Annotated in this window: 13 protein-coding genes; 5 read left to right on the plus strand and 8 right to left on the minus strand. The window is 45.4% G+C overall.

Annotated elements, in window-relative coordinates:
• Positions 1–36: 36 nt before the first annotated feature.
• Both SIB80_RS02185 and SIB80_RS02190 read right to left on the minus strand, forming a co-directional pair.
• Positions 37–771 (minus strand): hypothetical protein, encoded by a 735-nt coding sequence (locus SIB80_RS02185; protein ID WP_236066167.1) that lies wholly within the window; start codon positions 769–771, stop codon positions 37–39.
• A gap of 1,076 nt (positions 772–1,847) precedes the next feature.
• A complete protein-coding gene (locus SIB80_RS02190) occupies positions 1,848–2,195 on the minus strand; it encodes a hypothetical protein (RefSeq protein ID WP_236066165.1) in 348 nt (115 codons plus the stop codon).
• A gap of 2,056 nt (positions 2,196–4,251) precedes the next feature.
• Here SIB80_RS02190 and SIB80_RS02195 point away from each other — a divergent pair.
• The gene (locus SIB80_RS02195; protein ID WP_071818094.1) at positions 4,252–4,413 is read left to right on the plus strand and encodes a rubredoxin; all 162 of its coding nucleotides are present in this window, start codon (positions 4,252–4,254) and stop codon (positions 4,411–4,413) included.
• Between the two features lie 1,248 nt (positions 4,414–5,661).
• Here the strand turns inward: SIB80_RS02195 and SIB80_RS02200 are convergent.
• Positions 5,662–6,783: a mechanosensitive ion channel family protein gene (locus SIB80_RS02200; protein ID WP_063420613.1), complete on the minus strand. Its 1,122-nt coding sequence runs from the start codon at positions 6,781–6,783 to the stop codon at positions 5,662–5,664.
• 15 nt (positions 6,784–6,798) lie between these two features.
• Here SIB80_RS02200 and SIB80_RS02205 point away from each other — a divergent pair, with 15 nt between their 5' ends.
• Positions 6,799–7,026 (plus strand): hypothetical protein, encoded by a 228-nt coding sequence (locus SIB80_RS02205; RefSeq protein WP_063420612.1) that lies wholly within the window; start codon positions 6,799–6,801, stop codon positions 7,024–7,026.
• A gap of 1,041 nt (positions 7,027–8,067) precedes the next feature.
• Here SIB80_RS02205 and SIB80_RS02210 read toward each other — a convergent pair.
• Positions 8,068–8,211 carry a hypothetical protein gene (locus SIB80_RS02210; RefSeq protein WP_011827334.1) on the minus strand — a complete coding sequence of 48 codons (144 nt, stop codon included), beginning with the start codon at positions 8,209–8,211 and terminating at the stop codon, positions 8,068–8,070.
• Between the two features lie 154 nt (positions 8,212–8,365).
• Positions 8,366–8,500 (minus strand): hypothetical protein, encoded by a 135-nt coding sequence (locus SIB80_RS02215; RefSeq protein ID WP_255454316.1) that lies wholly within the window; start codon positions 8,498–8,500, stop codon positions 8,366–8,368.
• A gap of 897 nt (positions 8,501–9,397) precedes the next feature.
• On the opposite strand from SIB80_RS02215, the gene SIB80_RS02220 reads away from it, so the two are divergent.
• Positions 9,398–9,838 (plus strand): Paralytic/GBP/PSP peptide, encoded by a 441-nt coding sequence (locus SIB80_RS02220; protein ID WP_236066163.1) that lies wholly within the window; start codon positions 9,398–9,400, stop codon positions 9,836–9,838.
• Positions 9,839–10,242: 404 nt separating this feature from the next.
• Here SIB80_RS02220 and SIB80_RS02225 read toward each other — a convergent pair whose 3' ends face one another.
• Positions 10,243–10,434, minus strand: a complete 192-nt coding sequence (locus tag SIB80_RS02225; RefSeq protein WP_063420610.1) for a hypothetical protein — start codon at positions 10,432–10,434, stop codon at positions 10,243–10,245.
• A 275-nt stretch (positions 10,435–10,709) separates the two neighbouring features.
• The gene (locus SIB80_RS02230) at positions 10,710–11,210 is read right to left on the minus strand and encodes a DUF2062 domain-containing protein (RefSeq protein ID WP_063420609.1); all 501 of its coding nucleotides are present in this window, start codon (positions 11,208–11,210) and stop codon (positions 10,710–10,712) included.
• Between the two features lie 65 nt (positions 11,211–11,275).
• Between SIB80_RS02230 and mnmE the strand changes: the two genes are divergently transcribed.
• Together mnmE and nadC are read left to right on the plus strand one after the other, a co-directional pair.
• Positions 11,276–12,673, plus strand: coding sequence for a tRNA uridine-5-carboxymethylaminomethyl(34) synthesis GTPase MnmE (gene mnmE / locus SIB80_RS02235; RefSeq protein WP_169190027.1), 1,398 nt, complete (start codon positions 11,276–11,278; stop codon positions 12,671–12,673).
• A gap of 97 nt (positions 12,674–12,770) precedes the next feature.
• Positions 12,771–13,664 carry a carboxylating nicotinate-nucleotide diphosphorylase gene (nadC, locus tag SIB80_RS02240; protein ID WP_063420607.1) on the plus strand — a complete coding sequence of 298 codons (894 nt, stop codon included), beginning with the start codon at positions 12,771–12,773 and terminating at the stop codon, positions 13,662–13,664.
• A gap of 205 nt (positions 13,665–13,869) precedes the next feature.
• Here the strand turns inward: nadC and SIB80_RS02245 are convergent, their stop codons facing one another.
• The gene (locus SIB80_RS02245) at positions 13,870–14,532 is read right to left on the minus strand and encodes a transposase (RefSeq protein ID WP_169190028.1); all 663 of its coding nucleotides are present in this window, start codon (positions 14,530–14,532) and stop codon (positions 13,870–13,872) included.
• Positions 14,533–14,729: the final 197 nt, after the last annotated feature.

Raw genomic sequence — 14,729 nt, forward strand, 5'->3', positions numbered from 1 at the left:
GTCGCTTGGAAATGGGGTGATTACTTTCAAGGGCTTTTAGGGATAGTTTCTCCTAAGAAAGTCTGATACTGGCGAGTGCGGCCGTTGAGGGGAGTCTCCCCTGCGAAGGAAATCTGATGCTGGTGTGCTGGAAGGCTTTGGCTTTGGCGCTACTGGCTGAGGCGGCGTTGGCCTGCCAAGAGAGTTTGATGCTGGTGTGCTGGAAGGCTTTGGTTTTGGCGCTACCGGCTGAGGCGGCGTTGGCCTGCCAAGAGAGTTTGATGCTGGTGTGCTGGAAGGCTTTGGTTTTGGCGCTACTGGTTGAGCAGGTCTTGTTCTCTGAGGGTTGATTGGTGCAGGCAGTTCTGGAGCAGCCAGAGCGGGGTCTGCAGAGTCGGCTTCTGTGGCTTGGCGAATCGCTTGAAGCTCCTGTTCACGACGAAGAGCAGCCGCAGCAGCCAACTTCTCTGCTTGCTGCTTTGCCTGCGTCTCAGCTTGCTCTTTGGTCTTACGTTTGGCTGTAATTTTGGCCTCCTTGGCAGCGACATCCGCCTGTAGATCTGCACTGCTGCCACCATGCCGACGACGCAGTCCTTCTAGGCGCTCTCCTGGAAATGGAAAAGGAGTCGGTCCAAAAGACTGTTGCTGAGGCTGTTGCGTGTTGCCACGCAGAATCATGATCCTCTGGGTCATGCCATAGCCCAGAGCAAAACACCCACCCACCAACAAAGGTCCAAGCCAAAAGCGTGGGCGCTTGCGGTTCTTCTTCTCAGTTGGTGATGGTTTGTCCACGTGATCAAGCATATCCAGTCGTCTTGATCAGCTTTAAAGTTCAAACAAGGGCAAAACAATCCCTGATGCCAATCAGTGCTAACTCGATCAAGACTGATCAATCATCCATATTTAGATGGGTCAAAGTAGATGCAAGTATAAAAGATTGAAACTAGAAGCTTTGAAGAATTTATAGACGTAGAGCAGGATGATCTAAGTGTTGCTAAAAGCTTCCAACTGCTGGCTTCCCACTAATTGCGATCTTAGGTTTATAGACAGAAAGGCAAATTAGCTCGCTATCCCAACCATTCATGACATGGCCTTGTCGATATCCTGAGATAGAAAGTAAGCAACCAGAAGCCTGATACATGTGTAAAACACGCCTGACTAGTTTGGATGGCTGCATCACCATTCGCTTCTGCAAGCACACGCAAATTCGTTGTTCAAAAAAGAAATGAGCCATTTCATGGTTGCCAAGTCAATGAACTGGAACAATCCGTTGCTGCATGGCAAGAGATGATGAGATAGAGATCACTGGAGCATCGGGGAGTTCCAGTGTGCTTGAACCAAGCTCAGCAGATATTTCTCTGGAAATGTAGATCAATGTCCATTAGTTGTACAAACACTGTTGACAATATGGCCAATCCAGGTGCGTTGATGAATGGATAAGTAAATGAACTCGTGATGATCATGTATTGTCCTCTCAATCACTCTGAAAAGATTGCGCCCGCTCGTGTTGACGAAAGCAGGATTCAAGAGAGATTTAAGTTGGCTTTATTAACATATAATTTCCACTTCATAGGATTGCCTCTGCGTTGATGCATGCACTTATACAATAAGAATATTGCGAAACGAATTGCTTTAATCTGCTACGCGGCATAATAGAAAAACTGAAAGCAAGGAACGGGCATCTAGCCATAGTTGCCAATCATTATTGGCGTTATCATTTTTGCAAGGGTTCATAAAGGAAAAACTTTTGATCATAGAAAAGCTTCTAACAATTCAATCCTAAGCAAAAAGTTGATAGCGAAAAGAAGAACTTGGAAACATGAAGCCTGGTGGCGTCTTAGATAAGCAGAAAACAAACAACTGCAACACTACTCAATCAGCTCAGGAAGTTTTCCGGCCTTGCGCGCAGCTGTACAGGTCACTGACTTGACATTACTATATTCTGGGGGCGCAAGATATCGAGATGTAATGGCACAAAGTTTCGAGCCAGTGTAAGGTTTTCTTTGCCCCGTAAGGTCTTCTGAAAAACCATTCGCTTGACACCAAGTTGATGTAGGGAATTGATAAGCACCAACTTTATCTTCACAGGCAACATTAGCTTGACGGAAAAAATAAGTATTTCCATTGTCACTATTGATTTTGATGCCGACGTCTTGTTGTGATTGAGCCTGAGCACTACTTGGGCCAGAGAATAGAAATGAAAGCAGTGTTGTCATTAAAATCGGGAGCCTTGATAATGTTCTCAACTGTCTAACACTTGATTGATTGTATGATAACAGTCTCTAACACGAAAAGGTAAGCTTTTAATTTAATTGGCTCTATTCTTAAATACTATTCTCGTGATGATCAATTGAATCATCACCTATGAGCTAGCTTGATAAGCAAGTCGATAGACTTTAGGAGTATTTATATCTGATGTTTGAAAGCTGTCAATCGAGCCAATGTGTCTTGTATAGACGAGCTAGCTTCTCCCCTCAAGAAAGAAAGATGAGAGACAGTTTTCTTTATAGAAAATAATTTGCGAACTTACGATGTTTTCTATCAAGAAATAGGTCGTTTTTAATTGAATCAATATATTGTCAATAGCAGCATACTTTCAATCCGAGGCTATGGAAATAATACCCAACACTTTTTATAGAAATATAAGCAGTAGTGTGCTTTTACTCATCTAAACAAGGCAAAAAGCTTCACCTGCAAAAAAAGGAAAGGCATTCCCCTGGAGCGTAAGGTCACTTATGACACACTTTGAGGCAGTGGGATAAGTGATCCGCTGAAATGACCTTTGCAGTAAAAGCTAGGTAAGGGAGCTCTATCTTTAATGCCCAATCAATTATGCGGACCACTAGGCGCTTTAACAGCTAGAGATTGGAAAGAACAAAGTCTTGAAATTTATCTCTCAATGAATCAAACTCTTTACGAGTTTGATCATTGATTAGGCCCACATGCCCATTTTCTATGGCAGTGTGGGTTTCATTCAATGCTTTTAGCATGTAATAAATTTCTGATTGGGATTCAAAAGTAAATTTCATGCTAAAAGATATTAATATTATTCAAGTATCGCTGAGAAATGGAACGGGGCAATCTGTATAAACACTCATAAATTTAAATAGTGCACATGCCTGTCGAGGGAATGGGCAGGTTGTAAATGTGAAGGGAAAATGAAAATGGTTAGGAAGGCTAAGGGAAGGATCAAGAAACTGTCTCGCGCAAAAGATTACAGACTGAGCTTTACTGGGTAAGCCGAATGAGTATTAACCTTATTCAAGGTGGCTTTACCTAAAAGGTAATATGATTACCAGTTTAAAATTGAAATGATCGAAAACAAGCCTCTACCATACTGTTGAGAATCAAGATATAGACTCAGGCCTTGACTTGGCCCTATAATAGTAATTATATGCTGCTAAGTCTATATGGGCCATCCTATTGCATTAATTATTGCTATTGACATGTTGTGCACTCTTTGACGACTGTTATATTTCTCAGATGCTGCCAGAAACTAGAGCTAAGAGAAAGAGATCTAGGTATCATAAGGTCAACCCAAAAAATAGTTGTTATTTCTAATACTTAGTATACCAGCACGGCTTTCATTTGTTAAAAGAGATTAATATTTTACGACCATACACTAGACATCTTGTGATCGCTCAATCGAGTTTCAAATCGTCTTAAAGATACGGTTTATTCTCCTGCTGAATTTCTCTGACTATGAAGAAGCACCTTTTAAAATTTGCCAGGAGAATATTAATCTTGCTGGGACCCTTTTCTTACTTAAATCAACAAAGGGATCATTAGCCAAAGCATATCTTAGCGTTGATGCTCTCAGAAAGTTTTGTTGTCCATTGGGGAAACGCTCTGTATGAGACCTTCTAGAGGGATCAATTCTGCAAAGAATAAGCTCTGCAAAATTGTGCTGTATCAGATTAAGCAGCCAAGAGCAAATCACCCTCAAAGGATATACAAAGACTATCGTTGCAATACCTAGAACAAGATGCCGATGAAATAACATGCGGGCATGATATCTTGATGGTAGTGGATTTGAACCATCTATCTATACGTATCAGCAAATGCTTTAAGAGTGCAATAGGTTGAGAAGAAGGAACTACTCTTTACTATCCATCGTGAAGATGTAGTACAAAAACCATCCTACTCCAACTAGCAATAGCATGATAGCGCCAATTATGTCCCAAGGAATGGAATCCATAATCTACTTTTCAATCCTCACTGTAATAGCTTAATAGCAACTATAGTAGCTTAAGCACAAGCTCAAATCGAACAATGAAAAGGTACGCCTGCAAGGTTTGCACCTATGTCTATGACCCAAGGGTTGGTGACCCGACCAATGGGATCCCACCTGGCACGAGTTTTGCTGATTTGCCCAGAGATTGGAAATGTCCACAATGTAAAGTAGGAAAAGGAAAATTCAAACCATGTAATTGATTCTGCGATCTCAAATTAACCATGCTTTGACTTCAAAAGTAGATGCTGGGATGAAACCACCAAAGGCTTGAAGCTGCTAACAAGACTCAAATAGATCTTAAACTAAGACACCTGGCAATTTTCAATAGCCAAGAGGCCTATAATTCAGATGATGATTATTAGGATTTAGTGGCTTGTCGGCATCAACTTTTAGAAGATTTGACTTAGGGCTGAGTTCTCTGTCAGTGCTTGGGAGAGGATAAAAAAAATGGAATTAATTTTGTCGGCAAGCCTTAATGGCAGCTTGCCAGACTGCATCATTGAATATGAAATATCAAAGACTTCTTAGGGCGAGATGTGTTGCAGAAAGCCTTAATTAGCTGCAGGCCTATCTTCTTTTAATTCATTGCAAGCCTTATCATTGCTGTATTTAATAAAATCATTATCTTAGAATCTATCAAGCTAAGTATTGCCTGAGGTATTGAGAATGTATTTTGTTCAGTAGCTATTATGTGCGCCACTGCCTCATTCGGCTAGGCAGCTTTGGATATAATGATATTAAACGATTAAGTAATTGAGGTGATTGCTGATCGTCTGTATGGATGAGTGCCTACAGATGAAAGCCACACGCTGAGATTAAAACTTGCGAAACATCTTCTTAATGGCCGTGTAGCAAATATGAGGGAGCACAAGAATAGACAAGTTTGCTTATTAGTGTTCTCATGGCTTTTTAAACGGAGATTTTGAATCTCTAATTAGGGCAACACCTGTCAGATGGCTTGATACAGCCAATAAGTCGCTAAAGCAACAACTCGATTGATTTTAACCTCCTCTTGACTAGCCAATATAATGATATTGATAGTTAATGAAGCCCTATGCTTAATCTGTTCAGTCATTCTCCACTTTTAGCCTCTTGTCAGGCGTCATTGGTGCTCATTTTTGGATTTATTATGCTCCTTAATGCACGTCGAAGCCGTCCTAACCTTCAATGGCATCCAGAATATCGTCAGTTATTAACCAAAGCCTATGATAACTCACCCTATGCAAAATGAAATAAACTATAAAATAAAAGCTTAGCCTCTGTTATTGATAGATGTGGATCATGCCATGTTCATTCGATTCCGGCATGCCTTGCTTGCAACATATGAGATTGAGAGGAAAATTCTTCTTTGCAAATAAAATCTAATGGTTTTGCTTTGTTCCAACAACATCAATTGCTTGGAGTCGTTTGACTCCTATCTATAGTTGATAGATGCGAGCCTTTATTTTTTACAGCAGCGATCTGTTCGATTTTAGATCTTCACCCAAGCGACTAATTGGATTATCATCGTTCAGGTTTGGCGCCGGATAGAGGGTAGCGCAATTGAACGCAAAATCACCACCAGCTTTCTGAACAATGTCTGCAATCTGGAGGAAGACCTCCTGTTGAATATCTAGCCAGTCTTTCCAAACAGTTGTTTTAGTAAAGCAATACACCATCATGTTGATAGAGGAGCTATCCCATTCGTTGAAATTAACTAAGATGCTCTGTTTTTGATCTATCTCTGGATGGTTTAACAGCAGACTACGAACATTCTTGGTAATCGCTTCGATACGGGGCAGATCTTCGTAGCGAAGACTAATGCTGGCCTTGATTCTTCTATTATACATTCGTCCAGGATTCTCGATCGGAGTAGTCGCAAAGATCGAATTTGGGATATAGAGTGGTCGACGATCAAAGGTACGAATGCGGGTGTGATACCAGCCAATTTTCTCAACTGTTCCATCATCAAAGCTCGAGACGCTAATCCAGTCACCTTCTGAGAATGGACGAGTAAAAAAGAGCATGAACCCTGCAAGGAAATTCTGAGATATCTGCTGTGTCCCAAAGCCGAGGCCAATGCCTGCTCCACCAAGCAAAGCGCCTACTGCTGCTGTAGACACCCCAAAAGTCACCATCAGGCCCGCGATAGTTAAAACAATGACTCCAATGGTGAAAACTCGATCCAATAAGGTGGTCAACATGGCCTCATCTCTGGGATCTTCTACCTTCAGCCAGAGTTGAATGCGATTCGATTGCAGGAGCAGTGCCCGGCCGAGATTGATCGTGGCCCAGCCCAGAGTGATCACCACCAGAGCAGTTGAGACTGCTGAACTTTTAATAGGCAACAAGGCCTTAGCTTGCAGTTCCAAGAGGTGTAACAGCCAACCCAAGTAAAGAGCTGAACTAAATCCAAGCAATAAGGGCCTTCGGATGGATCTCGCTACCAGAGGGCCAATCCGCCTTCCGTACTTATCCAGTAGAACCAGTATCAACCAAAGAACAGCTAAGAAGACAGTTCCGACCAGGATCCCTTCTTGACTTTGAAAAAAATCGATCTTGTTGAGTAGCTCTTGTTGCGTATTGGGCATGCGGCTTGATCTGGTGTGAGCAAATCTTACTCAGGAAAGTTGAATCAGGGTAGAGATAAAACTGCCTTTATCACAGCAGTCACAATCATCAAGAGCAAGATAAGCCTCTCTCAAGAAAATGGTCTGATCCAGAAGTGGTCTGATCAAGAAGTGGTGTGTCTACCAGTTGATTTACAAGAAATAGATACATTGTCTCTCAGTGAATCAGACGATGCAATCTTCCAGAACATTGCAAACATGTAGACGCAGACAAGCTATATTAATTAGAGTAAGGAGGCTAACAGTCACTGGTGGCAATGCTGGTTCCAGTTTGAAGTTGACCGTGTCGCTGATGCCGATCTCTTCAGTTGCGCCAAAAAATTTATTGATTCTTGCGCATCTGCTGAAGATGATCAGATTGCTGTTGGTTATGGAGTCAGCATTTCTTTAAGCAAGTTTACGATGCTCTTTTGATTAGAGGTGATCGCTTTCCCCACAAATGACTTGATTTAGAGAAGGATCAGTTTCTTGTCTGAGATGATTGAGTGCATACTTAATCAATCTAAAAAAAATCATTGGCGCCCAGACGATCACCTGTTGATGTAAATGGCTCAATCTTAGTTGGATCACTAGTAACCAAGAATTAGCCAGTAATGTTAAGCCTGAGATTAGTTCTCATCATCGTAAGCCTGCTTAATTTAAGTCAAAGATGCCTTGTCGTTATAAGCAAGACAAGCAAATCTACTCATGAAGATCTAAGCTATGGATTCGCTAATGCGAAGTCTGCAAACTTCTTGCGCAATGTCTGAAAACCTTTGAGCGTCTTCCTGTCCATTTCAAGCAATCCATTCTCAACACACCATTGAGTCTGGTTTAAGGCCTTCAACATGTAATAAATCTCCGTCTGAGATTCAAAGGTGTACTTGGCAGCCATAGGAGATTGCTCTTTTGTGGTATCTAGCTTAATAGGCATAAAAGCAAAACGAGCGCGACAAGGATTTGCGCACCATCCTAAGTAGTTGTGAAGGTGCGATTAGGCTGGTACTTTTAATGAAAACAATTTGATTTTAGTCAGCTTTATTTGAGGCCTAACCTTGAAAGCAAGTTGACGGTGCTCTGTGAAATAATGTTTTAGCTATTCAGCCCAACCTACTTGATAGGTGGCCAGATAAATGCTTGGCTAATTCAATGTTTAATCTCCCTGCAACCAAAATGAGTTTCATTGTCAGTATAAATGTAAATGAGAGCTAGTCTCTATGGGCGAATATAAACAACTCCCTATGCGACTTGGCTTTAACCCTGCTTCTAAGGATTCTCTTTAAGGAGTTTCATGAGAATCTTTTTCTGCATCATAGTCGCACGTAGAATATCTCTTTCTTGCTCGGCCAACGCTAATTCTTTCTGAAGACGATCAATGCGCAGATCAAGCTCTTTCTCACTGCTACTCATGTTGGCTTCCGATCCATTAGGGACAGACTTAAAGTCTTCACAGCTTAGATTCTATCCCTTCTTTAAGGGCTTCCTGTCAGAAACATTGTAAATATCTAAATTTAAGCAGGCCTCATGGATAGAATCGAAAGAATCAAAGCTTGAATCACAGTTGCTAGACACTTGTCTTGAATGTGTTGATGACCTTAGGATCAGCACGCCACTCCGGAGAGAGTCCGTAGCGCGCATAGATTTCGCCAGTGCTTGCGTTGCCCACAAAAATGGTGTTGCCAGTGTCAGCGTCTGACATCCACAGGAAAAGCATACGAATCGTCGGTTAACCGCCAACAATCATTAGCAAGCCTGCCGAAAGGAGGAGGATGTGGATTGAGCCTCTGCAGATATGGTTAATACAATGGCAGAGCATATGGCTGTGAGTATTTGTTTCACTTGACCATAGAATGATTTGTAATAATATACTTTTGCGTTCACGGAATGTCGATAAGGAAGAATAGATGTTGTTGATGCAACATCACGCAGGCCCTCCTATTTTGACCTTGACATTCGATTAAAATAGTTCTGTCACTTGTACTAAGACGATGCCAGAACTTTCACTTCCTACTATCCTGGCAATTGCAGCACTGGTAGCTCTTATTCCTATTGCATTTGGTGGCTTTCTTGCGGTCAAGCGTCGCGCAATCACGAGTTAAATCATTTGCTTTACCTTGTAGGTGCCGTTTTAATATCAACCTCCAAAAAGCTCTGGGATTACTACGTCACTTGCTACTTTTATTTAATCAATTCGATGCTTGATAACCTACTAAGTTACCTCTTTGAAGCGAGAATCCTCAGCAGTGATCTTGATGACTGATCACTGCTGAGGCACCAAAGTGATCAAATCACCTTTAGCTAGTCAAAATGATTTGATTACTTTTAACACGACAATTCTTAAACCAATTGCTTTCGTCATGCTCGATCAGCAGTTAATAGGAATGTGTTGTCTGCTAATAAAGACATGATTAGACCGGGTAAAAGCTTTGAACGATTGATCGCAGGGTATTGTTTCCTGCCATATTTCTTGATTTGGGTAACGGTATCCTTCTTCCACAGAAATGGTTTGGCTTATCGTGGTCATTGGAGCCTCTATAGCTAGCCAATACTGCTCTTGCCCCTACACCTGAACACATTTCAAGTCTTGACCCGGGCTATGTTCGGAGCAGTTGTGACGGTCTGCTGTGCCAGCCTCACGCTTCCCGTCAGGGCTGACGCTGGTTGTGCAGCATTTGAGGCTATTGGATGGAATGAAAATTTAGCCTCTGGGGCAAAGTCAGGTTTGATCACTGGTGGCAGTTGGAGATGTTCAAATACTTACGCTGCTGGGGCTGGCTTTGTATCTGATGATTATGCAGTTACTGTACATACTTGTTTTGATGAAATATTTTGCAGTGATAGAGGCTTTGAAGTAGGAGCAATATACGTTCAGGTCAATAAGGATGGAATAAAAGGAAATTTCAGGGCTAGGGGACAGGTTCTCAAAACAGATCGTAAGAGCATGAAGGTGAAGCAGGTGGATTCGGATGTCGCATACAGCTGGACTGATGGTGAATACAATGAGTTCAATACTGCATCACTGTTGATAGAACGCTAGCCGTAGAGAAGGTTGTAGTTGCTAGGATGAACATTAAGCAACGACTGCAAAGAAAATACCTACACCTAATAGATGGCCTAAGTTCTTTGGTCCAGTTTTATGTATGACCGGCTAATTCAAGTCTTTAAGGGATTGACTCTTTCCCCTTCCAGGCCTATCTCCTGGGGGTTGATTTTTTTAGTGTCTATATTGTTGTACGTTATATTGCCATAATCGCGTTAATGCTCGAATTAGCATCAATTCTTTGGCCTTTTACTGGCCCAGGAGTTGAGGTTGTCGTCGAACTGATTTTTTACGCTCTTGTAACTTTTTTATTAAAATCTATATTTTATAAAAAATAAGTTTATCTCAATATAGATATTATAAGCGAAGAGCTCAAATACAGAAAATTTTAGTTATTTTCCTCAGTCCAGGTCTTCCTCGTCAAGGAATCGATTGGCTACTAGGGCATCGACCACTGCGAGCAAGGCGCCGCAACCCCAGATTAAACGCCAGACCTGTTCTTCGGCAAATAAAGAGAGGCTGAGGAAGACCAACGCCAGCACCACATCGAGAAGAAGTGCACGGCGTATCAGTCGCGGGGGTAGTGGAGGCATAAGCTACCTTAGCTCCTTTGCTGGATATTCAGGATCGTGAGATTCATCAACTTAAGGTCGGAGGGGATTGCTCCATCAGCCTCTTTGATCACATTAGCTGTAGCTAACCGTTATGATCTTACGACGATAAATTTAAATCTTTTATAATTATGGCTATTGAGACAACTCTCGACAGCCCCATCATCACTTTGACATTCAATACAGGCCTTTCGCTTGATTCCTAAGAGGATTGCAATTCAGTAGATCTCAGCCTAGGTAAGCTAATTTCGGTTTAATCATGTATTACTTTGGCTTCGTCTGCGATAAATTCGCTTTCGCGATTTTGCTTTTGCTGGCCCTTTGAGCAACCCATAGACAGCGCAGCTTGCGAATAGAGCTGCGATTGCTCCTACCAAGCTTGATCCAAGTAAAAGGCGAGTGCTGAAGGCCCAGCCTTGAGCCCAAAGATCTTGGTCATTGACTTTAGTGAGGTAAAGGTCATTTTGCCCTTGGCCAATCAGGTAACAGCCAACTTGATAGTTGAACCAATAGAGCGGCAAATAGGTGATCGGGTTACTGATCCAGGTGCCTATGGCAGCCAGTACATGGTTGCCGCGCACCACACTTGCTAAGGCGACACCCATCAGTGTCTGTAACCCGAAGAAAGGGAAGCAGCCGCTGAACACTCCCGCTGCGACCCCTCGCGCCCGTTGCCCTGGCGTTCCTTCTTGCTGCCAGAGCCAAACAAGCCAGCGGCGAAGTCGCCTGTTGATGCCCTGGAGGTTTTGCTGGATCATGGCCAGACCGAAGCAATGGTGCTGCAGGGTGCCTTTGATCGTAGGAAGGGCTGAAGGTGCCAGTGATGATGTCTTCTCCTATCCCGCCTCAACACACGATTGCCGCAGTGGCAACGGCGGTCGCACCAGGCCAAGGGGGTATTGCTGTGGTGCGGCTTTCTGGGCCAGCGGCTGAGGTCGTTGGGCGGAGTGTGGTGTCGATCCCCGGGCAACAACTTTGGGTTAGTCATCGTGTGTTGTATGGCCATGTGATGGATGAGAGCGGCAAGGAACGGATCGATGAAGTTCTTGTGTTGCTGATGAAGGGGCCACGCAGTTTCACTGGCGAGGATGTTGTGGAGATCCACTGTCATGGTGGATTGATGGCTGTTCAGCGGGTGCTTGAGCGTGTGTTGGCTCAGCCGCATGTGCGCCGGGCATTGCCTGGAGAGTTCAGCCAGCGGGCGGTGCTCAACGGCCGGCTTGACCTCACCCAGGCGGAGGCGATCAGTGAACTTGTGGCGGCGCGTAGTCGTCGAGCAGCCCAGTTGGCGATGACGGGAGTTGATGGAGGCATTCAGCGCCGTATCACCTCCCTGCGGGAAAGGTTGTTGGATCAGCTCAGTGAGCTGGAGGCCAGGGTTGATTTTGAGGAGGATCTTCCCCCTCTCGATGGTGCTGAGTTGTTACTTGAGTTGCAGTGCGTGCGGCGAGAGCTCGAACAGCTTGTTGAAGATGCCAAGCGTGGTGATGTGTTGCGCCAGGGGCTGCAGGTGGCTCTGGTCGGTCGCCCTAATGTTGGTAAGAGCTCCCTGTTGAATCGCCTCAGCCGCCGGGAGCGGGCGATCGTGACGGATCTTCCTGGTACGACCAGGGATGTCTTGGAGAGCGAGATTGTGCTGGAGGGTGTGCCGATCACCTTGGTTGACACCGCAGGCATTCGCGCCACGCAGGATGCGCTGGAGCAACTTGGGATAGACCGTAGTCATCAGGCTCTCGCTGCAGCAGATGTGGCGGTGTTGGTGTTTGATCTCAGCCTGGGATGGACATCCGAAGATGCGGCGTTGCTCGCTCAGATCCCAGATGATCTGCCAAGGCTTCTTGTGGGTAATAAAGCTGATCTTCAGCCTGCCTCGATGGCTGCTTCACTTGGCAATCAGGTCGATGGCAAGACTGTGGATGTGATGTTGAGCGCACTCACTGGGCAAGGAGAAGAGGCCTTGATTGAGGCTGTTTTGAAGACTTGTGGGGCCAGCGAAGCGCAGGGGTTGGTGGTTGCTCTCAATCAACGGCAGCAAGATCTTGCCGCAGCAGCAGCAATTGCCTTGAGCCGTAGTCAGGAAGCAGCAGAGCATCAGTTGCCCTGGGATTTCTGGACCATTGATCTGCGGCAAGCGATCAGCAGCTTGGGGGAAATTATTGGCGAGGAGATCACAGAAGCTGTGCTTGATCGAATCTTTTCGCGTTTCTGTATTGGCAAGTAGGCGTCAATGGAAACTCACTATTGTTAATTCATAGTGTCAAAATGCTTTTTTCTGCCTAGTTAATCACTCCTCGAAAGATTGTCTTTTTGTTTGCAAGATGTTTTCAATGCCAGTCTCTTCACCTTCGCTGACCCTGACTCCAGAACTGCGCAGCAGGCTTGAGAGCTGGTTGGCAGAAGATCTCGGTCGTGGTGATCTCACCGCTCCTGCTTTGAGTGGTTGTCATGGTCGTGCGTGTTGGCGAGCGAAAGCCGATGGTCTGTTTTGTGGTGGAGTGCTCGTTGAGCCATTGCTGCATGCGCTTGATTCAAAGGCCAGGGTGCAGCTTCTCGTCACTGAAGGGGCTTCAGTTTCAGTTGGCCAAGACTTACTGCGGCTTGAGGGGCAGGCCTCAGCGTTGGCGGCTGTTGAGCGCACAGCACTGAATTTGGCGATGCGATTGTCTGGCGTGGCAACCGCAACTGCCGGGCTCGTGGATCAGTTGCGTGGGTCGTCTGTGCGCTTGGCTGACACCCGTAAGACCACTCCTGGGCTACGTGTGTTGGAGAAGTACGCCGTTCGCTGTGGGGGGGGAGTGAATCACCGTTGTGGTTTGGATGATGCCGCCATGCTCAAGGAGAACCATTTGGCTTGGGCTGGCGGCATGGCTGCAGCTGTCGCCGCTGTTCGCACAAGCGCACCATGGCCAGCTCAAGTGATCGTTGAAGCTGAAACTGCCGACCAGGCTGATGAGGCGATTCGGGCTGGAGCCGATGGGGTGCTGCTCGATGAATTTTCCCCTGCTCAGTTGCAAGATTTGGTGCCTCGCTTGCGTCTATTGGCAGAGCAAAGAGCTGAAGGGTCTGTGGTTCTGGAGGCGTCTGGTGTGGACCCTGGCCAGTTGTATGCCTATGCGGCAACGGGGATTGACTTGATCTCGACGAGTGCTCCAGTGACGCGCAGCCCCTGGCTTGATATCAGCATGCGGTTTGAATCAACGACGCCTGCCTAAGTGGTATTGAGGTTGTTCGGCTTTAAGCCAATCTTGCTAGCCAACCCAACGACTGCCTCACGCTCTGCTTTGCAAGCCAGTGTTCAAAGCATTATGAGCTGATCAGTTAGTCAATCCAAGAGCTGCGTTCCCTTCGTCTTCCTCTATCGATAGCGAGTGCTAATGCTCTTTCCTTAGCTGGTTCTCCAATCCTGCCAGTCGCTGCTCAAGACGATGTCAGTGCAGCAGATCTGGGGGTGATGGAGATCAACCTCAAGGATGCGGTCAAATTCAACTGGGGATTCCAAGGTGTACTGCAAGGAGCGCCTTTGCTCTTATGGCGATAGCGCTGGCAGAAACGCTCATAACGCTTGGCACAACCATCCAGTGTTTCCGAGAGCTTTAAAAAGGCAGGGCTCCATTCGCTGATGCCATCTGCTTGCAACCTGCTGTAGTGGCCATAGTTGGAATAGGGGTCATAAAAGCCTTTCCTTACCCCAGCCGCTTTTGGGTTGGCATGGATAGTCCTCAAGGTGTTCAACTCTCTTCTGTGGTCTTTGGGGTGGATCGGCGTTGAGAAATACCTGGCCTCCCAGAAGTGCCCGCAACGCCCGCTCAAGCGGTTCAAGGCCATGGCGGAATACCAAGCAAACCAGTGCATCAACCTAGGCAGCTTCTTGGCATTGGTTGGCCTGATGAGCAAGTGAAGGTGGTTAGCCATCAGGCAGAGCCCATAAACCTTCACGGCAAATTTCTGCTTGGCCTTTTTAAGTACCGCCAACAACACATCACGCCTAAGGGCTTTAGCAATCAAGAACTGACGGCTATTGCAGCGCAGCGTGATATGAAAACTGCAGCCAGAAGGCAGTAAGCGTTTGGATCGAGCCATGGCCTTGCGGCATCAGCGCAGAATCATCAGCAAGGGGTTAACGAGTCACTGATTACGAGAACGAAATGATTAGTGGCTTGGCTCTGCTGATCCAGCTTCTGTTGAGCCGAGAACCTAGACGGAGAAGGAAGCTCTCAGGTTTAGCGAGCCAAGCTCTTCCTGCTGCTCGTTCACCGTTTAAAAGATCCGCGTGCAGT

This window comes from Prochlorococcus sp. MIT 1327, assembly GCF_047304785.1.
GTDB classification, from domain to species: Bacteria; Cyanobacteriota; Cyanobacteriia; order PCC-6307; family Cyanobiaceae; genus Prochlorococcus; species Prochlorococcus marinus_D.